The sequence below is a fragment of the Acinetobacter sp. G18 genome, from assembly GCF_052660225.1.
Genome location: NZ_CP109658.1, coordinates 2,206,014 through 2,227,815 on the forward strand (window position 1 = coordinate 2,206,014; position 21,802 = coordinate 2,227,815).

Here is a 21,802-nt window from a genome sequence, read left to right on the forward strand (position 1 = left end):
ATTTAAACACCTATCCATGAATAGGCATAAAGATGATGTCAGAGTGGTTCATACCCCATATTTGCTTAAAAAAGCGAAGTACATATTATTTAGTGTTAAGCATCGCAATTAATGTGCCTTTGGCTGTATATGCTTCTGACAATATGAATAGCGAAAATGTGTTAAAAGCTGACTTTGATACTAATTTTTTAGTAGGAAATGCGCAAAAAATTGATATTGGTCGATTTAAATACGGTAACCCTATTTTACCTGGCGAATATAGTCTTGATGTATATATTAATGGACAATGGTTCGGTAAACGAAAGTTTCTTTTTAAGACTACAAACTCCAATGAAAATGCAAAAACCTGTTTTACGGCAGATATGCTTTTAGAATATGGGGTTAAATCAGAAATTCTTGATAGAGAAGCAAATAATTTACCTACCTGTAATGATTTAGAAAAATGGATCAAAGATGCCTTTTATCAATTTGATACGGCTCGCCTCAGACTTGATATTTCAATCCCACAGGTCGCTTTGCAGAAAAATGCTCAAGGATATGTCGATCCACGCTTATGGGATCGTGGCATAAACGCCGCTTTTTTTTCATACAACGCCTCTGCTTATCGGATTGTAAATAATGATCATGAAACAAATTATGCTTTTATGAGTACAAATGTTGGTATAAATTTGTACGACTGGCAATTACGCCATACTGGACAATGGAAATGGCAAGATCATAATGAAATACAGAATAAGAATTCTTCTTATACATCAAATAATACCTACGCCCAAAAAGCCTTTCCTCAATTAAATAGCGTCGTAACTGTAGGAGATTATTTTACAAATAGTAATTTTCTTGAGGCTCTTCCTTATCGGGGTATTAACCTATCAAGTGATGACCGCATGCTTCCGAACAGTATGCTTGGATATGCTCCTCAAATTCGAGGTTATGCAAAAACCAATGCAAAAGTAGAGGTACGCCAACAGGGAAATTTAATTTATCAAACTACCGTTACCCCGGGAAGTTTTGAAATCAACGATCTTTATCCCACTGGTTTTGGTGGTGAACTCCAAGTTTCTGTACACGAAACAAATGGAGAGATTCAAAAGTTCTCTATTCCCTATGCATCTGTAGTAGAAATGCTTCGTCCTAAAATGAGTCGATATTCTTTTACCTTAGGGCAGTTTAGAGATGCGAATATCGATTTAAAACCGTGGTTGATACAAGGTAAATATCAAAGAGGTATAAACAACTATTTAACAAGCTATGCAGGTTTTCAATCTACTGAACATTATCAGTCAATTTTAATAGGTAGCGCTTTTGCGACACCAATTGGTGCAATTGCATTTGATGTAACTCAATCAAAAGCTGATTTTGACCAAAGTCCTACTCTCAAAGGACAAAGTTATCGTCTAAGTTACAATCGATTATTTACTCCAACTCGCACTAACCTAACTGTAGCAACATACAGATATTCAACAGAAAATTATTTAAAGTTAAGAGATTCAATATTAATCCAAGATTTACAACAACGAAATATAGATAGTTTTTCAGTAGGGAAACAAAAAAGTGAATTTCAGATCACATTAAACCAAGGTCTTCCGAACCAATGGGGTAATTTTTACTTAGTGGGTTCTTGGATTAATTACTGGAATCAACCTAATCGTAATCAACAATTTCAATTTGGATACAGTAATCAGTTTAAAGATTTAACTTACAGTATTTCTGCAGTTAGGCATGAACTTGACTTAGAAAAACAAGATTCAGGACATGAAACACAATATTTATTGTCATTATCCTTTCCACTCAAATTTAAGAAAAATACGGTTAATTTTAATAGCACTATTTCAGAAGATAGTAAAACTCTAGGAATGAGTGGTTATATCGGCAACCGCTTCGACTATGGTTCATCTGTTACCTATCAAGATCAAGCTCAGACAAGCATAAATATTAATGGAGACTATCGTACTAACTATACCACCCTAGGAGCTTCTTATAGTCAATCCGATACATATCAACAAGAAATGATCAATTTAAATGGAAATATTGTTGCCCACTCTCAAGGTATTTTATTTGGACCTGACCAGGCCCAAACGATGGTATTAGTCTATGCTCCTGAGGCTACTGGTGCACGAGTAGGTAATACAACAGGTTTAAGTATTAATAAGCAGGGATATGCTGTTATTCCCTATGTTACGCCTTATCGGTTAAATGACATTAGTTTAGATCCTCAAGGTATGCCTTCCAATGTGGAGCTTTCAGAAACAAGTCATCGTATAGCACCTTATGCTGGATCCATCACCAAGGTAAATTTCTCGACAAAAACTGGATATGCACTTTTTATTAATACCCAAACTCCAACGGGTACTCATCTTCCTTTTGCAGCACAAGTTTTTAACCAAAACAAAGAATTAGTTGGGATGGTCGCCCAAGGTAGTCGAATTTATTTACGTACACCTCTAACCCACGATCATTTGTATGTGAGGTGGGGTGAAAGGAATAATGAGGAATGTCAACTTGAATATGACATTCAATCAAAAATCTCTCAGGAAAAACAATCAATTATTATGACAGAGGCAATCTGCAAATGAAAAAAGTACTAATGAAAAGTGGCTTATTAGTAACTAGTCTATTTATTTATAACCAAGCTTATGCAAACTGCACTTTAAGCAAAGGTTTTACTACAGTAGATATTCCAATAACAATTGGTACGATTATCGTTCGTCCGACTGATCCAATAGGCACAGTTCTACAAAAAAATACTTTTACGATTTCGCCAAATAATTCTACGGCAACATGTAACCGTCCAGATGACCAAATTACAGCAGCATTACCCCTAAATTATCCAATTAGCTCAATAGGCAATAATGTATATGCTACAAACATTCCGGGTATAGGCATTCGAATTTATCGTGAAGTAACAGACTCTTCAAACGCTTCCGGCTATTACCCTTATAAACTTACATTGACGCCTCACACAACATACACGCTTTCACCAGGCTACATTGTTCTGGAAGTTATTAAAACTGCTGCCACTACAGGTTCCGGTGCATTGGTGACAGGTCGATATAGTACCTACTATGTGGCAGGACAACAAAACCGTCCGTTCTTAACAACCACAGTACTAGGTAGCTCCCCTATTCTAATTGCATCATCATCTTGTGAAATTCAAAATGGTCCAGATACTATTGTGCAACTTCCCACAGTAACAAAATCAGGTTTTAGAGCTATTGGTTCAACGCAAGGTGAAAAAAACTTTAACCTATCTATTCTTTGTAATGGAGGCGAGAATAACTCAGGAGTACCTACCAGCAATTCATTGAGCTTAAGCTTTGACTATAATTCGGATAGCTCAAATAATCAGGTTATTAATAATAGTGCTGCTGATTCAACAAAAGCGAACGGCGTTGGTGTAGAGCTTTTATGGAATATGAATGGTGCGAACAGCCCTATTCAAAAAGGGAATCCGCTAGATATTGGTACTGTAAGTTCTAATCAAACTGTAGAATATGATGTGCCTTTAACAGCACGTTACTATCAAACAGCAACTACTGTTACAGCGGGTGAAGTCAAAGCTAATGCCACTGTAACCATTCAATATGATTAGCAGTAAACTTATACAAAACTGAGTTTTATTACGTCTCTATTTGTAGTGTGAATAAAGCTATATAAACTATTATTTTTAATTAACACTAAATAAAAAGGATTTTAAATAATGACGTTTTTTAAATTTTACTAACTAATAAATTAAAAAAATGCTCATAAGCGAATAAAGCCAATGAGCATTAGTGATAACCACTTAACCTGAAATACAAATTGTGGGAAATAGATCACAATTTGCATCACTATAATTCCAAAATTTAACTTAAATATCAAGTCTTTTTTTTAACAAAGGTTTGATAAACACACCTAACTAGTTAATTTCAAATACAATTAAATTAAAAATAAAATTCAATATCACTATTCTACAGACTTTCTAAAGAATTACCATTCTATTAATTAAGAAAATTTGAAATTTACAAAGATTAATGTTCAATATAGCTAAAAAATCTATTACATCGTCTTTTTCAATATTGAATGTCACTTCACTGTATTTAAAGTCTAAAAATTATAAAGTTTTACACAACCTATAAGAAAAAAAACATAAAAAAATCTTTAAATATTCTTCAATTACAGTCTAACTTCAAGTGTTTACAACAAAACAGCATGCTCATTTTTTGGAAAATATTTTGCATTTTATTATTAAGCTTAGGGGCTTCGGCAATTGGTTTTGGTATTAGCAATCTAGATTTTTTCTTGTTTTTTATTGGTTTACTTTTTCTACTATGTTTTTTTCTAGCTTTAAAACAAGGGCGAGAAGATGCAGGTCACTTCCCTGAATAATTTAAGTAACTTGGCAACCAGAAGCACTAAAACATTAATTTTAACTCTGATCGGGACGATCTAATTTATGTAGAGGAATAAAAGTGAGCTTTGGAAGATCTGTCAAATTGAAGGAGCTGCTGAACTACAGCAGCTTTTAAATTGATTAATATAAACTCATTTTTAATTAACGAAATCTAGACTTTAAAAGACTCAAAACAACTCACAAGAAAATCAATTGCTACTCGCACAGCTGGGCTGTGCCTTAAATCCTCATGAGTCACCAACCAGATTTCTGCACTCATCGGCTGGTCATCTGGAAGTTTCTCTAAGTTACCAAGACCACCTAAAAAATCAGGCAAAACAGCTAAACCCACTTCCCCACATGCGGCTCTCCATTGCAACTCAGGATGATTAGTCATCATAATCGGCTCTTTATTATTTAATCTTTCTTTTAATTTTTGTTGTTTTTGTCCATGTACACCACCGACCTCAACGCTAATCCATTCATAATTTTCTTCACTCGTAGCAGCTAAGTAATTTGGAGCAGCATATATTCCAAAAGGGATTTCCCCAACTTTACGAGCAACTAAATAATCATCTTTAGGTCGTCCAAATCGCACAGCTATATCCGCTTCGCTATGCAGCAAAGATACATAATGAACGTCACCAAGTACACGTAATTTTAACTGCGGATAATGGCGATAAAACTTTCCAAGTTGAGGCATGATGAGGTGAGCAGCAGTTAACGGAGGCATGCTAATAGAAACAGTACCTGTAACTTCCTGCTGTCCAGCCTGAGCAAGTCTCTCAATGGAAAAAGTTTCTTCCATCATACGAGCTACAACTTGAGAAAGCCGCTCTCCATCTGAAGTAAGTACGTATGTACGTGGCCTACGATCAACTAGCTTTAATTTTAAGTTCTGCTCTAACTGTGCGATTCTTCTTGCAACAGTAGCATGGTCGACTCCCAACTTTCTTGCGGCAGCTGAAAGTGATTTCTCTTCTGAAAAAACTGAAAAGTAATGTAAATTTTCCCAATCAATCATTGTGCAAATTTTCACATCAAAGATGAATTAATATGGAATTGTACACCTTTAAATGATTACTCAGAATAGAGACATTCTTTTTCGGAGTCCCATCATGAATAAAACAATGGTTTATGCCTATACAGGCGTTGTAATCACAATGCTGTTTTGGGGCTCAGCATTTAATGCAATGTCTTATATCATCCAACATATGCCTCCACTTTCAGCAGCAGCTGAGCGCTTTACACTTGCAAGCCTTGGGCTATTTATTATTTTTTCGGCTACGGGTAAATTGCGTTGGGATGCTTTACGGCAGAATTTACTTATCTATCTGCTTATTGGAATTATAGGTATTGCTGGTTTTAATATAGGCTGTTTCTACGGTTTACAAACAACATCGGCAGTCAATGGTGCTTTAATCATGGCAACTACTCCACTGATTACTCTATTGTTAGCAATTTTGCTTGATGGAGAAAAATTAACACTTGCTAAATCTATTGGTGTTGTATTTGGTTTAAGTGGAGTGCTTTTTGTTATTAGTCATGGTCATCTATCAACGCTACTTCATTTAAAAATAGCAATCGGTGACTTATTTATCTTACTCGGTGGTATCAGTTTTTGTTTAGCCAATGTGTTATCACGTCGCTATGTAAAAAATGCTACACCACTAGAAACTACAACTTTTTCTATGTTGTTCGGTGCTTTGACTTTAATCACATTAAGCCTAATTTTCGAACATCCAATCAAAGCAGTAGTTATGGCACCTATTACTTCACACTTGGCAATGGGTTACGTCATTATTTGCTCTACCATGATTGCTTATTTATTTTGGTTTAATGGCATTCAAAAACTAGGCGCAGGCCGAGCATCAATCTTTTTTAACTTTGTTCCAGTTTTTAGTATGTTGGTGGCACTATTGGCTGGTCAGGCACTTAATATCTGGCAGCTTATAGGTACTGTTTTGGTCATGCTCGGTGTTCTAAGTAGTGGAGGATTTATTCACATTAAGCGTCCGACACTTATGGCTAAACCTTGTACGAAATAGTAGTCACACAAATTCATCTTAATTATTGCGTTGTAACAAAGATTGTATGTTTCTTTAAAACTTAACAAATGGCTGCCATATATAGTTTTAAAAATACAACAAGGAGAAATTAAGATGAATTTGGATTTTACAACAATCGAAAAACAGGCCAAATTGCTAAAAGAAGAGCAAGAGAAACTAGAACAGCAAGATCATGATTTTCAATTAGCCTTAGACAAGCACAGAGAATCGTTAAAAGATTTATTTAAAGAACTGTTTCACGATCGTGAAATTAAAACAGAAAAAGGAGGCCAATTTTGTGCTGTATTTGGTGACTTTAAAATCTCTTTACTCATTGAAACTGCCAAGTTTGAAAATGGTGTACCCGTTAAATTAAACTCTGTAAATCCTATTATTGTTAAATTTAAAAAAGACAAACCTGTTGCCAAAGCCCAATTTTCCGATGCAACTCAATATCTCGATAGTGCTTTTGAAACACCGCATTATCAATACTATTATAAGCATGATGATAAAACTCAATTAGTTCAATTTTCAGAACTACCTGTATTTTTTCAGGCCATTCTTGATGCTGAAGTCTGACTATCTGCCCTCATTGGAGGGCTTTTTTATGAAATTAACTTTTTGATTAAACATTTTTATACTTATAAAAATGATTATAGCCCCGTTGAATTTTCCATCGTATTTAAACTTATAGACATAAAAATTTTATAAGTGTGATTTCACTGACCATTGCTTCTTTCTAGAATTACTTGTATATACATGTTTGTATTTGTTTGTACAAAATAGACTCAAATAAAAGAAAAGCTCTTAAAGGATAAGGAGAGTGTTATATGGATCCAGCAACAGGAACATCTAAAAATGGGTTTGTTGAAAACCGCAGTATTGACTTTATTCCTGAAAATGAAAGGCACGGCAGTATATTCGCCCAATTTACCCTTTGGTTTGGTGCTAATTTACAGATTACAGCGATTGTCACGGGTGCTTTAGCCGTCGTATTAGGCGGTGATGTGTTTTGGTCAATCATTGGACTATTTATTGGACAGTGCTTTGGTGCGGCTGTTATGGCTTTGCATGCAGCTCAGGGACCAAAACTTGGCCTTCCCCAAATGATTTCGAGTCGGGTGCAATTTGGGGTCTATGGTGCATGTATTCCTATTATTCTGGTTTGCCTGATGTATATTGGCTTTACCGCAACTGGTGAAGTACTCGCAGGCAAAGCACTTGCACACCTTACACAAGTCAGTAATACAACAGGTATTTTAATTTATGCTTGTTTCATTATTGTATTTGCAACGATTGGCTATAGGTTGATTCATTGGGTAGGAAAAGTCGCAAGCATTATCGGTTTAATTGCTTTTGTTATTATTCTTACTCAAATTTTGGCCCTCTCGAATTTTTCAGAATTGCTTGCTGTACGCCACTTTAGCTGGTCATCATTTCTATTAGCAGTTTCTCTTTCGGCTTCTTGGCAAATTTCATTCGGGCCTTATGTTGCCGACTACTCGCGTTATTTACCAACAAAAACCTCTTCAACTCGGGTATTTTGGGCAGTTGGTCTTGGCTCTTTGATCGGTTCACAAATTTCCATGACACTTGGTGTATTAATTGCTCAAGTCTCAAATGGTGGTTTTGTTGGTAATGAAGTTCAGTATGTTGTAGGTATGAATCCCATCGCTCTCATCATTACTTTCTTATATTTTAGTATTGCTTTTGGGAAGGTCACTTTATCGACACTCAATGCTTATGGCAGTTTTATGTGTATAGCGACCATTTGGAATAGCTTTAAACCAACTGGACAAATTTCAAAACTAACCCGACTTATCATTGTTCTTGCAATGGTTTTAATCTCGACGTTCATTGCAGTTGTAGGTGAACATACCTTCTTAAGTGCATTCAAAGCTTTTATTTTATTTCTTCTGACATTCTTCATTCCTTGGAGTGCAATTAATTTAGTTGATTATTATTTTATTTCTAAAGAAAAATGTGATGTAGACGCACTATATGACCCGAATGGAAAATATGGCCGCTGGAACACCATTGGCATTAGTTGCTATTTTCTTGGCATATTACTTCAGCTTCCCTTTATTGACAGTAAATTCTACAAAGGACAAATTGCTGAGATGTTAGGCGGTATTGATTTATCATGGTTAGTTGGATTGTTATCGACTGCAATTTTATATTATGTACTAGCAAAAAGAGCTCAAATAAAAGTTTCAAAAAATCTTGAGCTTGGACAAATCAAATAATTTCAGGTGAGATATCAAAGTTAATAGATCAATACTTTGATATCTCTTTGAAATTTTCTCTATTCTTGAATAGGCTTAATCTGTGCAGAAACAGGTAATCCGAATAATTTATCGAACGTCCAGTTAAATATAAATGTATAAATTGGAATGATGATAATAAAGGCAACATCTAGCCAGAATGCTGCAACGAGAGAAAGATCCATCCACCATGCAATAAGCGGAATTAAGAATATCACTAAAGTGATTTGAAATCCGATCGCGTGTACGATTCTACGTTTAACAGTACGTGACTTACTTTCTTGCCGAGCTTCCCACTTTTCGTAAAGAATGTTGTATATAAAGTTCCATGTTACCGCGATAGTCGTAATCATCACTGAAAGTGGGCCAGTATGCTCTACACTGTCTCCAGCCAAAAGTGCTAAACCTACCGATGAAATTACCATTCCAATAACTTCATATGAAGAAACATAAACAATACGACGCTTTAAACCTTGCATAACCAATCAACTTTTCTAACTTCCTTTTATTTTAGTTTCAGTTAAAATCACAATTAAAGTTAACAGCTTTCAGTTGTACTGATATCAAAATGAATTTTAATAGCGAAAATATCGAGCTTTTCTTAACTGTGTTAGATACAGGATCTTTTTCTGCTGCGGCCCGTAAATTAAGTCGAGTACCGTCAGCAGTGAGTATGGGTATTGCTAATATCGAAGCAGAGCTTGGTTATCATCTATTTGAACGTACTCACCGTAAAGTGATTCCTACTTCTGCGGCTTTAGCATTAGAACCTCAAGCAAGAATTATTGCTGAACAACTTAGGCTATTAGGCACCCATGCATATGAACTTTCATTAGGGCTAGAAAGTAAACTGAAAATTGGTGTTGTTTCAGATGCCAACACCGATTTACTACTTAAAGCGATAAAACAATTGGCGGATAAATTTCCGTTACTCAATATAGAAATTATTACCGCTCCACAAGATGATATTCTAAACTTGCTCTATACAGAAAATATTAGTCTTTGTCTTGCAGGTTCAGATCTCAATATAAAAATGCGTGAAAGCTTACAATTAGTTATGAATGAAACTTTAGTCGCCACAATTTCTGTTGATCATCCATTTTTAAAACAAAAGAATAAGCTCATTTCTATTGAAGAATTAATTAATGTCCGACAAATTGTTGTCGCAAGTACTGAATTAAATATGCAAGACTCACGTTCAATCGTTGGAGCAATGTATTGGAAAACCAATAATTTACAAACCGCTATTAATATGGTTGAGGTAGGTTTAGGCTGGGGAAATTTTCCTTTATCTTTAGTAAAAGAAAAAATTGAACAGGGGCATTTAGTTCAACTAGATTTTAAAAATACAAAAAATCATTTGCCGCTCTCTATTTATCTCATTTGGCTCCAAGATAAACCCTTATCAAAAGCTGCAAGAGAACTGGTTCAAACTATTCAATCAAGCCTATCTAAGCTTACCCATTAAAAAAAGCAAAAAGCCTATTCATAGTGAATAGGCTTCTTACTGTATTTCAGGACTAAGCAATATTAATAATTATGAGAAAATACTCTGGTACTGTATAAATTCCAAGTGATTTAGTCAAGTATAAAATTCATCAATTACAAATAGTTGTGAAAAATGTGAAGAAATATTCATTCTGCGTTTTACAGACAAAACTTAGACTTATTTGATAAGGGGTGTCAGTTCTGTGTTTTTTATTTTTGAGAATAAAAGTTCTTAGGAATTGATGTTCATTAATGCAATAAGTTCATCTCTATATGAACTTAAAACGATTTGTTCAATTTTATTCATTTTGTGACGCATATCTTGATCATAAACAACATGGTCAGATTCTAATATTATTTTCTTTTTATTTGTGTTTTTTATAAATATAGGTTCATTACTTAAATTACTTGCAATAAAGTTAAATGTTCTACGTAAATCTTGAAAAGTAAAAGAAATATTACTTTGTTCATTTATCTTTTTTCGGAATTTAGAAATATTAACAATATGACCAGATTTAGATTTAGCAGATGGAAAAACCCACTCTCCCTCCATTTGAATTTTACGTTTTTTCATTAAAAGCCATAGAAAATCACCCATATAAAGTTTATAACTCTCATTATTATAAGCATTTATAAAAGAAAGTGTTCCTTGGTGTAAATCCAGATCTTCCCAACGCAAACACTCACACTCATTTCTAAGAAGTCCAGTTAGGACAAGCGTGAATAAAAAATCTTTATTTGTTTCATTCTCCTTCCCCCTATTTTTATATTCAACTATTGTATAGATCCATTTTTTCAAATTATCTATATCAATATAATCATTTCGAGCTGGGATTTCTTGCCATACTTCTCTTGAATTCAGCAAAGCAATCGGGTTCATGATTGGGATTGTTGTTTGCGTATTTTTATAATATTTTACTGAAAAATGATAAATAGCTCGTAGAACACGCATAGACAAATTGGCTTTTGCATAACTACTTTTAGATAGCTGAGTATACTTATCTATAACCATTTGTTCAGTAATATAAATTAATTTAAGTTCCTTCAAGTCTATTAAGTATTTTTCTATAACTTCTTTATAATCAGCAAGTGTTCTTTCTTTCAGTTTATGATGATCGATATAGGCTTGGAAAGACTCTGCTAGAGTGGGCTGATAATATTCCTTATTTAAATTATTTTTTAATATTTCATCATTTTTAATACAAGCAAGACTGGTATCAGATAAATCTTTTAACTTTTGCCGTGCAAGTACACGTGCGTCTTCAAGAGTAATTTTTTCATAGTCAGCTATTTTGCAACGTATAGATTTACCCTTTATTTTCTTCTCTATAATATATGTTTTATAAGAATTATTCACACGAATAGCAAAGCCGATAATCTCACTGTCGCGATAAATTGCTGGAATGAGTTTAAGTTGATCAATAAATGACTTGGTTAGCTTTACTCGTGAAGTGCTCATAAGCTAAAATCCGTATCGCTTGTGATAATTAACAATATATCAAAATATTTTTCAGGTCTACTGCATATCTAGTTTTGAAAAATACTTGTGTTTAAACAAAAAATTGATTAGTATTGCAGGCACTGAAAAGCCTTGAGAATAAAAGCTTTTCTTTCTTATAGGGCCTATAGCTCAGTTGGTTAGAGCAGCGGACTCATAATCCGTTGGTCCCGTGTTCAAGTCACGGTGGGCCCACCAAATTCGAACCTCATAATCTTTTAGGTTATGAGGTTTTTTAATGTCTTCTATTTTTCAGAACATCTGGATCTTTATATCTTTTCAATGGTTCATAATTTTAATAATCCGTTGGTTTATAGGTCAAACTTCACACTATTTAATTTTTTAAATACCTTGTCTTTTTATCAGTATTAAATATCTGTCCTATCATTCAATACCTTATAACTAAAAAAGAAAGTAAAACGATCTATCTTCAGAAAATTTAAAAATTTCAGCTGCTTACCCTTTTTCCTATTAGCACAAGCGGTTTCATAATGTTTTCTTCAACTGTGCATGATAGACAATAAAAGTATTTATATTCATCTCCCTATGAAGGTTCTCAACTTCCTACTAATAACACCTCCGACTGTAGTTAAAAATTTTCACTTATGACAATTACCCATCATGAGTACGCTAGTCTATTTCATTATTTAATAAAGCCATACTTTGTAGCTTAAATCCAAAAATATTTGATTTTAAAGAATTCTTCTTAGTTTCCAATATAAATTTTTGAAAAAATTACAGTGCAAATTACATCATTAAACCATTACACCTTCTTATCATCGTTAAAAAGTTCAACTGATTGAACTTGCCCCTTTCAAAGCTCAAAAACATCATTTTTTGCTTAAAAACCGTAAAAAATTACAGTTATTTCCTTTCAAAAAAACCATTAAATTTTGATCAAAGAATAAGCAGATGTATTGATATCACGGAATCTTATAAATGCATCTACCTACAAGAAATCATTCCATACCGGAGTGACTGTGGATTCCAGAAACCACAAAAAATAAATGGGGCGAATTTCGGAAAAGCCAGATGAGTACGAAGATTTAAAAGGAAGTATTAAAATGAGCAAATGTCAATGTGAAAAAGACGTGATCCCTGACTACACAAAAGTCGGATTTGAAAATCAACCTGCAAACGCTAATTTAGCAAGTGACAATAATAACTTAACAGCTGAAAATAATATAACTGTAGAAGGCCTCAAAAGCCAACTAGATTCAGCTGGAGTTCAAGCATTAAACCTTCAAGCTTGTGTTTCAGCTTCTTATGATCCAAAAACAAACAAAATATGCTTCAACTTTCCAATCATTGGGCAAATTTGCTTCCCATCTCCTATTAGTATTCCAATTGGTGCCACACTAAAAGTCTGTGGTGATGTTTGTACAACATGGGGTATCCCTAAAGGTTTAAAAATTACACTCTATCTTAACAACAATCCTGTTTGGTCTGGTGTTGTTTGGGGTTCTTGTTAAATCTAACCAATCACATAAATCTGCTGCACTATAAATTTATAGTGCAGCAGATTCATACTTTTTGTCATCTACACGAATTTTCATATTTAAGGGCAATCAAAATAAATGCATCATTTATAATTAAAAGACAGGAGCTTTTACTTCTTATTCATGGTTAGCTTTTGTTCGTAGGTAAAAACTTAGCTTTAATTAAAGATTAAATATAATGTATAATTAATATACAATTTAAAACCTATTATATTATTAATGGTGAATTGGTGAGACCGAAGCAAAAACAGCAAGGACCACTCATACAGTTTGTTTATCAACCAATTAATACCAATAATTTGTAGTTATAAAAACCCTTTTAAGGGAATACTTGACCATAAAAATCAAATACTTTTAATAAAATTTTATGCATTAAGGACAAGGGGAAAACATGGAAAATTGGCAAGAAGATCTGCTTTCTGCATCTTTAAATGCAAAAGATACTGATCAGCTGTTTGATACAGCCAAGTCCATTAGCTTGCAACTGGGATATAATTATTGTGCTTATGGCATGCATATCCCACTCTCTATTACTCAACCTAAGTTAATCTTATTAAATAACTATCCAGAAGAATGGCAGCAACGTTATGCTCAGCATCGGTATATTGTTATTGATCCAACAGTGCGCCATTGTCTAAGCTCATTAAAACCACTTATTTGGTCTAGTCAAAAAGCAAACAAACAATCACCAAAAGATTTTTGGGAAGAAGCACAATCATTCGGCTTGAGCGTTGGTTGGTCACAATCATGTCGAGATTTAATTGGTACGCAAGGCATGCTCACACTTGCCAGATCAGCCGATCCAATTTCTGAACAAGAACAAAAATCGCAATCCTCAAAAATGTTTTGGCTTGCTCAAATGCTGCATAGTAGTCTAGCCAAAATCGTGAATGACAAAGAGTTCCGTGATTTAAATCTTAAGTTATCCAACAGAGAAAAAGAGGTATTGCGTTGGAGCGCAGAAGGAAAAACCGCTTCAGAAATTGCACTAATTCTATCTATTAGTGAGAGAACCGTAACTTTTCATGTGGTGAATGCAATGCAAAAACTCAATGTAAACAATAAAATTTCAGCAGTCATTCGAGCAATAATGCTAGGATTGCTATAAATTTTCATCGAAATCAATTTAGCAAGCTAATATAAATCAACATTAAAAAAAAATAATGTAGATCCACCGCCAATCGTAAACTCTTATAAATTATTAATATATTAGGGATAAACTCATATTTATTGATTGAATTGACCAACAATATTATGCAAATACAATCTCATTGTAAGAATATTCCAATTCTACAATGACCAGAATACATCTGCCCCTAAATAGCACTAAACCAAACTACAAATGACATAGAGAAACATCGTAAACAACTGATTAATCTAAGTTTAAATAAAAATATTTAAGTTCTCTAATTTATTGGCTAGCCAAATTTAACCCCCTAAAAATTTAATTTTGGGGGTTTTATAATTCTGAATATCTTAAAATACAATTGAATAGCACTACACGATTCAAAGATTGCTCACTTAAAGACTAAAAGAGTTTTACTATTTCCATATTTTCAATATTCCTTTTAGTATTTATGTTTATTATAAATTATGAGTTCAATATTTGAGATATTCTTAAGCCAAATTTTGTTTAGGCATTGATTTTGATATCTCCATTTGAACATCCCAAAATTTTTCCCACAAACCACAATATTCAAGGCATAGATTTTCTAAATAAATATAGTCTTCTTCAGTACAAGCCTGCATCAAAATGTACCATAAATCTTCTTCATGATCATCATCTGCTGCCTCGGCAGTTTCATCTTCAGAAATGCCATGAACATGGTAATAACCACCACCCTCGACATCTATACCGACAGCACTGGTTGCTTTACGCAAAGGTGGACTATACAAAATCACCTCTTCTTCAGCCACAGCCAATAAAGCAGAAACAGCTTTATAGTCATTATAAGAACTCTCTAAAAAATCTCTCACCTGATGCGCGATTTCTGTTGGCTTATAGTTGCGACGCTCCTCTTCAGTTACTCCAAAATCATTCAAAACATCTTCAAATAATGGATAATGAGCATATTCAGGGTTTCCTTGATAATAACCATCTCGGTCAGCACCAGGCCTGAATCCGAACTCATCAAATATATTTAGACTTAAAAGAAAACGCGGGAACATTTTGGCTCCAGCATGCAATTTTGGTTCTAATTGCTTTGTCTGATATTGAGCCATTAATAAAGCATCTGTAAAAGTTTGTACAATTGCATGGCGATACTCTAAATGAATACGCTTTAAATTTTGTTTACTGATTTCTCCATTGTTTAAAATTTCTATTGCGGGATGATGAGAAACAGGATGTTTTGAAATCTTAACTCTTAATTGGTTTAAAAAATTTAGATTTTTATCCCAAAGCTCAGCTGAAATGCTTTGTTTCATCCCTGCGAGTGCCTTTTTCCTAGGATTATTAAAGTTCTCAAATTTTTTTGGCATAATTCACTCTCGTTAAACTTATTAAAGTTATCTGATTTCCATATTTTATTTTAAAAACAAAGAATTACGCTAAAATCCAAACTCCTTTTGTTAAAAATCCATCTTAGAATTAAAATTATATTAAATCAAATAGAATATTTAAAAAAATTTAAAAATAATAAAGACTATTTTTATAATATTAACTTGAATCAAATTATGTTTTTGATTATGATCAAATTGATTAAAAAATCAAAAGCTATGTCAACTCATAATTAGTTCTAACTATATGGAAAAATAATGTCAAAAAAAGAAGATATTATAAATACTGCTTTAAACCTTTTTAATAAAATAGGTTATAACGCTACGGGTGTAGATAGAATTATTGCTGAATCAAATGTCGCCAAGATGACTTTTTATAAATACTTTCCCTCTAAAGAAAGTTTAATCATGGAATGCCTAGAGCATAGAAACATTAATATACAAAATTCTATTTATGAAAGATTGAATGCACATCCAGATGCAGAGCCACTTGAAAAAATACATCTGATTTTTAATTGGTATATCGACTGGATTAACAGTGAAAACTTTAATGGCTGCCTATTTAAGAAGGCATTTATTGAAGTATCTAAACAATACACTTCAATTCGAGAACCATTTCAAGAATATACAAATTGGTTAATCAATTTATTAAATAGTTTATTAGTAGAGCTTGGTATTGAAAATCCTACTCCGCTTACCCATATGCTTATCTCAGTTATTGATGGGATTATCATTGATGGAACGATTGATAAAGATTTGATTGATCCTAACAAAAAATGGCAATATATCGAGTATTTAATTAAAACTGAAAATCTTAGTTGAACTGATAAAAGTTAATCTCAAACCAATATATTATATATTTTTATATTGACTAGTTAAAATATAACACTAATAAATATAAAGTTTATTGAGTATTAATATTAAAATAAATGAAATTTACTGCAGTGATAATTTTCTACCTTTTTAGACCAACTCATATTAGAATTCCGCATCCTTATTGTCTCCCACATCTCTATGAAAAAGTTTTTAGGCAATTCTATCTTTAAAGCAGTTGGTTGGACCTATGATGTAGATCCTACAATTCTTGAGAAAAAACAAGTTATTATTGGTTTTGAGCATACTTCTAACCTAGATGCAATCTTATCTATTGCTTTGTTTCAAATGTTAGACCTAAAAATTCATACTTTAATAAAAAAGGAACTTTTCAAAGGTCCAATGAAGCCTATTCTTGAGAAACTAGGTGGAATACCTGTAGATCGAAAAGCGAGTAAAGATATTGTCTCTCAAATGGTCGAAAAATTTCAAAGTCACGATACATTTAATCTAGTCATTGCACCTGAAGCAACACGTGCAAAAGATGGATCTGAACGCAGACCTATCCGTACCGGATTCTGGCATATTGCTAAAGCTGCTAATGTGCCAATCGTACTGATGTACGCAAATGCAAGAACAAAAAAAGGCGGTATTTTAGGCAAAATTTATCCTTCCGATTTGCAAAAGGATCTTGAAACAATTAAAGAACTCTATGCGCAATACGATATTGATGTAAAGATTAGCTAACCAATTTAGTCGCAAACTTCGAGTCTATTTTTTAGCTAAATTTAGACTCTCAAAGCGTGCTTAATTGGTTAACAAAACATAGGACAACAGTTTTCAAGAAAACCATGCCTATGATAATATTCTGGCACTTTTGCATTTTTTAATTTTTGGAGTTCACTTCCATGGCGGGTCATTCTAAATGGGCCAATATTAAGCATCGTAAAGCTAAACAAGATGCAAGTCGCGGTAAAGTTTTTACTAAATATATTCGTGAAATTGTTACTGCTGCCAGACTTGGTGGTGGAGATGCTGCTAGTAACCCTCGCCTTCGTGCTGTTGTCGAAAAAGCACTTTCTGTCAATATGACACGTGACACCATTAACCGTGCAATTCAACGCGGTGTGGGTGGTGAAGATAATGATGATTTAAAAGAAGTAACTTACGAAGGTTATGGCGTTGGTGGTGTTGCTGTTCTTATTGAAACAATGACAGATAACCTAAACCGTACAGTACCAGATGTACGTCACTGTTTTAGTAAAACAAACGGTAATTTAGGAACTGCGGGTTCTGTATCTTACCTATTTACTAAACGTGGCGAAATTACTTTTGAAGATGTCTCTTTAGAAGATAAAATCATGGAAGTTGCTCTAGAAGCTGGTGCAGAAGATATTGAAGTTTCAGAAGATGAAATTTTAGTCATTACTTCACCAGAAACTTTTGGTGATGTTCAAGATGCTCTCGCTGCTGCAGGCTTAAAATCTGATAACGCTGAAGTTGTAATGAGCCCTTCAACCAAAGCTGAAATTACAGATGTTGACCAAGCAAAACAAATTCTCAAAATGATCGATATGTTTGAAGATCTTGATGATGTACAAAACGTTTATACAAACGTTGAATTCTCAGATGAAGTTTTAGCTCAATTAGATGCTTAAACCAAACATTGAAATTAAAAAACGCACCGATTGGTGCGTTTTTTTATAGCTTATTTAATAAGTTATAACAGTTAAACACATTGTACTCTTTAATCACAAAGCTCGAATGTAGAGCGACGACATTGTCAATTTTACCAATCCGTCTTAATAAAATTTCGCTGTAGTCATCCATATTACGTGCGACCAATTCAAGAATAAAATCGGCACTTTGACCAGTGACTAAAAATGCATTTGTAACTTCAGGAATAGCTTCAATTTCAGAAAGGAATTTATCGAAGGTCTCGCTATCATGTTTACTTAAAGAGACTTGTAGCAAAATATGCAAGGTAAAACCCAATTTGCTAAAGTTAATTTCTCTTTTAAGCTGTCCCATGATATTAGCTTCAATTAAGTGCTTAATGCGACGATGAACAGAGCTAACTGAAAGATTAATCCGTTCTGAGAGCTCATTCAAATTCAGGTCTTCATGAGACAAAATTTCCAGAATTTGTTTATCAAAACGGTCTAACTCCATTCTTTTCTCCAATCAGTACTCTTTATAAGTGAACAGTATATCCTAAAGCCAAGTCTACGTTAAAAATCAAACACGATTAAAAAAAGAATTAAGCTTTACTTCAATATGTTGACTCAAATCTGTGCCTGTTAACTGTGCAGTAGTATGACGTTTATAGCGCATTTGCAATGGTTTATAGCCTTATATCCTTTCAGTTTTTCATTTAACACATTAGTAAAACAATATGCTATTTAAGAATAATGAGTATTTTCTAAATAAAATCAGTTACTTTTCAGAATTTCAAAAAGTTGGCACTGTTTTTGATATGCAGATATTGGAAAAATTTTATATCCGATGTGGGGAATACCTGTGAAAAAAATCAAAACTTTAGTTCTTGCCATGAGTGCTGTTAGCCTAACAGGTATAATGGTGCCAGCCCATGCTGCTACTGATGCAGAAGTAGATGCTTTACGCAAAGAGGTCGGTGAATTAAAACAACTGGTTCAGCAACTATCAAGTCAACAAAAAACAGCACTTGCAGCTAATACTCCAACAGCTCCACAAACTGCAACTGTAGCAAATCCACCTGCTCCACAAGGCAAACCTGGATGGATGCAAATGCCTGATGGACAAACTCAAGTTAAGCTCTATGGAAACGTACGAGTAGATGCAACTTATGACTTTAAAGGTTCAAATGGAAGCATTTCAAATGCAGCCAATTACCCATTAAATAAAGATGATCCAAGACAAGATTCTTTAAATGTATCTGCTGCAACTACACGTATTGGCTTAGATATTCTTCGACCTACCCAATATGGTGATTTAACCGGAAAAATTGAAGCCGACTTTATGGGGGGGAATGGCGACAATGGCAGTGGAACTTTCCGTGTACGCCATGCTTATATGTCTTTAGGTAAATGGTTAGCAGGTCAAACGACTTCACCTTTCGTAAATACCGATACATCTCCAGAAACATTAGACTTTACAGGTGCAGTGGGCACAGGAACAACCCGTACCGTACAAGTCCGCTATACCCAGCCGATTGATGCGCAACAAAAAATCTTATTTGCTTTAGAAGGTGGCGATGTTGAAAAAGTAGGAAATGTTGCGGGTGGAAGCCGTTTCCCTGCTCTAACAACGCGTTATGATTTTAAAACTGCCGATAATAAAGGCTTATTACAACTTCATGGGCTTGCTCACGAAAACCGTGTCGCACCTAAAGATAGTTCATCTGAAGAAAAATTTGGTTGGGGTGTCGGCATAGGCGGAAAGTATGATATTACCCCTCAAGATAGTGTTATGGCGAATTACTATCATGTTAAAGGCGATGGTCGATATTTATCTTATAGCAACTCTGCTTATGCATATGACACAGTTAGTCAAGATATCAACTTAGGAGAATTTGATAGCGCTGTTATTGGCTATCAACGCAAATGGAATCCAATATTACGTTCTACTTTCGCAATTGGCGGAGTTCAGTATAAAGATGACAGCACATATGCCAATACTAATTTAAATAACACCAGCTATAACAAAGAAATTTATAATGCGCTGGTTAATTTAATCTGGAATCCAGTTAAGAACATTGACTTAGGTGCAGAATACACTTACGGTCAGCGTGAAACATTTGCAGGTGATAAAGGTGATTACTCACGTATAAATTTACTTGCTAAATATAATTTCTAATAGCTAGATATAAAAAAAAGAGCCTTTAAAGGCTCTTTTTTTATTGTCACAATTAATGCATTGCCTGAATTTTCTCTAAGAAAAGTTTAGCGCGCTCGTGACGAGCCTCTAAATTATCAAAAAATTCATTGGTTGGACAATCTTCAAGAATTTTGCCTTCATCCATGAAAATTAAACGGTTCGATACTCTTTTAGCAAAACCCATTTCATGAGTAACACACATCATGGTCATACCTTCATTTGCAAGTTGTACCATCACTTCAAGCACTTCTCCTACCATTTCAGGGTCGAGTGCCGAAGTAGGTTCATCAAACAACATACAGACTGGGTCCATAGATAACCCGCGAGCAATTGCAACACGTTGTTGTTGTCCACCAGAAAGTTGTCCTGGAAATTTATCTTTATGCGCAAGTAACCCAACTCGCTCCAGATACTTAAGTCCCTTTTCCCGAGCTTCAGCAACTGAGCGTTTTAACACCTTCACTTGAGCAATCGTTAAATTTTCCAAAACTGTCATGTGCGGAAAAAGTTCAAAGTGCTGAAACACCATTCCTACGCGAGAACGGAATTTTGCAAGATCAGTTTTTGGATCTTTTAATGAAACCCCATCAACAATAATGTCACCTTGCTGAAATGGTTCTAAAGCATTTACGGTTTTAATGAGCGTTGATTTTCCTGAACCAGATGGCCCGCAAACAACAACGACATCACCTTTTTCAATACTCGTCGTGCAATCTGTTAAAACCTGAAAATCACCATACCATTTAGAGATATGTTGGATGTCTATCATTGGCATTTAAAATCTCCAATTAGCGAATGATGGCAATTTTTTTCTGTAAGCGTTTGACTAATTGCGATAGCACAAACGAGCTACAGAAATACACCACAGCGACGATTAAGTAGAATGTTGCTTTTGTTTCAGGACCATAGGTATTAGCCAATGTATCTGCACGACCTAAGAAGTCTGGTGCACTAATCACATAGACTAATGACACATCCTGAAAGAGAATAATGGTTTGAGTAAGTAATACTGGGAGCATATTACGGAAGGCCTGTGGTAACACCACATAACGCATAGATTGACCATAGGTGAAACCTAAAGCGTAGCCTGCATTGACCTGACCTTTTGAAATAGACTGAATACCGGAACGTACAATTTCCGAGAAAAATGCAGCTTCAAAAATAGCAAAGGTCACAACACTCGAAAATAATGGTCCCCAATAAGTATCTGATTGAAACTCAAATATTTTCGGCAACAAAAAATAGAAAATAAAGATGACCTGAATTAATGGAATACCACGAAATAGATCGACATAGAACTTCGCAAAGTTACTTGCAATTGCGCTGTTAGATAAACGCATCATTGCCAATGGAGTTCCAATCAGGATCCCTCCCATCATCGCAAGTACCGTTACCGTAAGCGTGAAGATAAAACCTTCTTTGAGTGCAGCAATAACATCAGGATTATGTAATAGAGAAAAATCCAT

19 protein-coding genes and 1 tRNA gene are annotated in these 21,802 nt (G+C 34.2%); 13 read left to right on the plus strand and 7 right to left on the minus strand.

The window, feature by feature from the left end:
* Nucleotides 1-35: 35 nt before the first annotated feature.
* Nucleotides 36-2,573, plus strand: a complete 2,538-nt coding sequence (locus NE363_RS10565) for a fimbria/pilus outer membrane usher protein (RefSeq protein ID WP_445536381.1) — start codon at nucleotides 36-38, stop codon at nucleotides 2,571-2,573.
* Nucleotides 2,570-3,589, plus strand: a complete 1,020-nt coding sequence (locus NE363_RS10570; protein WP_347912973.1) for a fimbrial protein — start codon at nucleotides 2,570-2,572, stop codon at nucleotides 3,587-3,589. The genes NE363_RS10565 and NE363_RS10570 overlap by 4 nt, the downstream gene beginning before the upstream one ends.
* 952 nt (nucleotides 3,590-4,541) lie before the next feature.
* Here the strand turns inward: NE363_RS10570 and NE363_RS10575 are convergent.
* Nucleotides 4,542-5,393 carry a LysR family transcriptional regulator gene (locus NE363_RS10575; protein ID WP_445534998.1) on the minus strand — a complete coding sequence of 284 codons (852 nt, stop codon included), beginning with the start codon at nucleotides 5,391-5,393 and terminating at the stop codon, nucleotides 4,542-4,544.
* 94 nt (nucleotides 5,394-5,487) lie between these two features.
* Here NE363_RS10575 and NE363_RS10580 point away from each other — a divergent pair, with 94 nt between their 5' ends.
* The 3 genes from NE363_RS10580 to NE363_RS10590 all read left to right on the plus strand — a co-directional run bounded on the left by NE363_RS10580 (nucleotide 5,488) and on the right by NE363_RS10590 (nucleotide 8,663).
* Nucleotides 5,488-6,417: a DMT family transporter gene (locus tag NE363_RS10580; protein ID WP_445534999.1), complete on the plus strand. Its 930-nt coding sequence runs from the start codon at nucleotides 5,488-5,490 to the stop codon at nucleotides 6,415-6,417.
* A gap of 114 nt (nucleotides 6,418-6,531) precedes the next feature.
* Nucleotides 6,532-6,996 carry a hypothetical protein gene (locus tag NE363_RS10585; protein WP_100192680.1) on the plus strand — a complete coding sequence of 155 codons (465 nt, stop codon included), beginning with the start codon at nucleotides 6,532-6,534 and terminating at the stop codon, nucleotides 6,994-6,996.
* 251 nt (nucleotides 6,997-7,247) lie between these two features.
* The gene (locus NE363_RS10590) at nucleotides 7,248-8,663 is read left to right on the plus strand and encodes a purine-cytosine permease family protein (protein ID WP_445535000.1); all 1,416 of its coding nucleotides are present in this window, start codon (nucleotides 7,248-7,250) and stop codon (nucleotides 8,661-8,663) included.
* Between the two features lie 59 nt (nucleotides 8,664-8,722).
* Here NE363_RS10590 and NE363_RS10595 read toward each other — a convergent pair whose 3' ends face one another.
* Nucleotides 8,723-9,160, minus strand: a complete 438-nt coding sequence (locus tag NE363_RS10595; RefSeq protein ID WP_445535001.1) for a PACE efflux transporter — start codon at nucleotides 9,158-9,160, stop codon at nucleotides 8,723-8,725.
* Between the two features lie 89 nt (nucleotides 9,161-9,249).
* Here NE363_RS10595 and NE363_RS10600 point away from each other — a divergent pair, with 89 nt between their 5' ends.
* Nucleotides 9,250-10,149 (plus strand): LysR family transcriptional regulator, encoded by a 900-nt coding sequence (locus NE363_RS10600; RefSeq protein WP_445535002.1) that lies wholly within the window; start codon nucleotides 9,250-9,252, stop codon nucleotides 10,147-10,149.
* A 252-nt stretch (nucleotides 10,150-10,401) separates the two neighbouring features.
* On the opposite strand, the gene NE363_RS10605 is transcribed toward NE363_RS10600, so the two are convergent.
* Entirely contained in the window at nucleotides 10,402-11,628 is a 1,227-nt protein-coding gene (locus NE363_RS10605; RefSeq protein WP_445535003.1) for a tyrosine-type recombinase/integrase, read from the minus strand.
* Nucleotides 11,629-11,788: 160 nt separating this feature from the next.
* Here NE363_RS10605 and NE363_RS10610 point away from each other — a divergent pair.
* The 3 genes from NE363_RS10610 to NE363_RS10620 all read left to right on the plus strand — a co-directional run bounded on the left by NE363_RS10610 (nucleotide 11,789) and on the right by NE363_RS10620 (nucleotide 14,274).
* Nucleotides 11,789-11,865 (plus strand) — tRNA-Ile (locus tag NE363_RS10610).
* 866 nt (nucleotides 11,866-12,731) lie between these two features.
* Entirely contained in the window at nucleotides 12,732-13,139 is a 408-nt protein-coding gene (locus NE363_RS10615) for a hypothetical protein (RefSeq protein ID WP_031944963.1), read from the plus strand.
* A gap of 418 nt (nucleotides 13,140-13,557) precedes the next feature.
* Nucleotides 13,558-14,274 carry a LuxR family transcriptional regulator gene (locus NE363_RS10620; protein WP_077165781.1) on the plus strand — a complete coding sequence of 239 codons (717 nt, stop codon included), beginning with the start codon at nucleotides 13,558-13,560 and terminating at the stop codon, nucleotides 14,272-14,274.
* Nucleotides 14,275-14,783: 509 nt separating this feature from the next.
* Here the strand turns inward: NE363_RS10620 and NE363_RS10625 are convergent.
* Nucleotides 14,784-15,647, minus strand: a complete 864-nt coding sequence (locus NE363_RS10625) for an iron-containing redox enzyme family protein (protein WP_191011325.1) — start codon at nucleotides 15,645-15,647, stop codon at nucleotides 14,784-14,786.
* 276 nt (nucleotides 15,648-15,923) lie between these two features.
* Here NE363_RS10625 and NE363_RS10630 point away from each other — a divergent pair, with 276 nt between their 5' ends.
* From NE363_RS10630 to NE363_RS10640, 3 genes are all read left to right on the plus strand, one after another.
* Nucleotides 15,924-16,487: a TetR/AcrR family transcriptional regulator gene (locus tag NE363_RS10630; protein ID WP_019458940.1), complete on the plus strand. Its 564-nt coding sequence runs from the start codon at nucleotides 15,924-15,926 to the stop codon at nucleotides 16,485-16,487.
* A gap of 192 nt (nucleotides 16,488-16,679) precedes the next feature.
* Entirely contained in the window at nucleotides 16,680-17,225 is a 546-nt protein-coding gene (locus NE363_RS10635) for a 1-acyl-sn-glycerol-3-phosphate acyltransferase (RefSeq protein WP_039252793.1), read from the plus strand.
* Between the two features lie 161 nt (nucleotides 17,226-17,386).
* Nucleotides 17,387-18,136: a YebC/PmpR family DNA-binding transcriptional regulator gene (locus NE363_RS10640; RefSeq protein WP_004702129.1), complete on the plus strand. Its 750-nt coding sequence runs from the start codon at nucleotides 17,387-17,389 to the stop codon at nucleotides 18,134-18,136.
* 43 nt (nucleotides 18,137-18,179) lie between these two features.
* On the opposite strand, the gene NE363_RS10645 is transcribed toward NE363_RS10640, so the two are convergent.
* The gene (locus NE363_RS10645; protein ID WP_002050132.1) at nucleotides 18,180-18,650 is read right to left on the minus strand and encodes an Lrp/AsnC family transcriptional regulator; all 471 of its coding nucleotides are present in this window, start codon (nucleotides 18,648-18,650) and stop codon (nucleotides 18,180-18,182) included.
* Between the two features lie 348 nt (nucleotides 18,651-18,998).
* Between NE363_RS10645 and NE363_RS10650 the strand changes: the two genes are divergently transcribed.
* Nucleotides 18,999-20,315 carry a DcaP family trimeric outer membrane transporter gene (locus NE363_RS10650; protein ID WP_445535004.1) on the plus strand — a complete coding sequence of 439 codons (1,317 nt, stop codon included), beginning with the start codon at nucleotides 18,999-19,001 and terminating at the stop codon, nucleotides 20,313-20,315.
* A gap of 52 nt (nucleotides 20,316-20,367) precedes the next feature.
* Here NE363_RS10650 and NE363_RS10655 read toward each other — a convergent pair whose 3' ends face one another.
* Nucleotides 20,368-21,111, minus strand: coding sequence for an amino acid ABC transporter ATP-binding protein (locus NE363_RS10655; RefSeq protein WP_019458936.1), 744 nt, complete (start codon nucleotides 21,109-21,111; stop codon nucleotides 20,368-20,370).
* Between the two features lie 13 nt (nucleotides 21,112-21,124).
* A complete protein-coding gene (locus NE363_RS10660) occupies nucleotides 21,125-21,802 on the minus strand; it encodes an amino acid ABC transporter permease (protein WP_004702135.1) in 678 nt (225 codons plus the stop codon).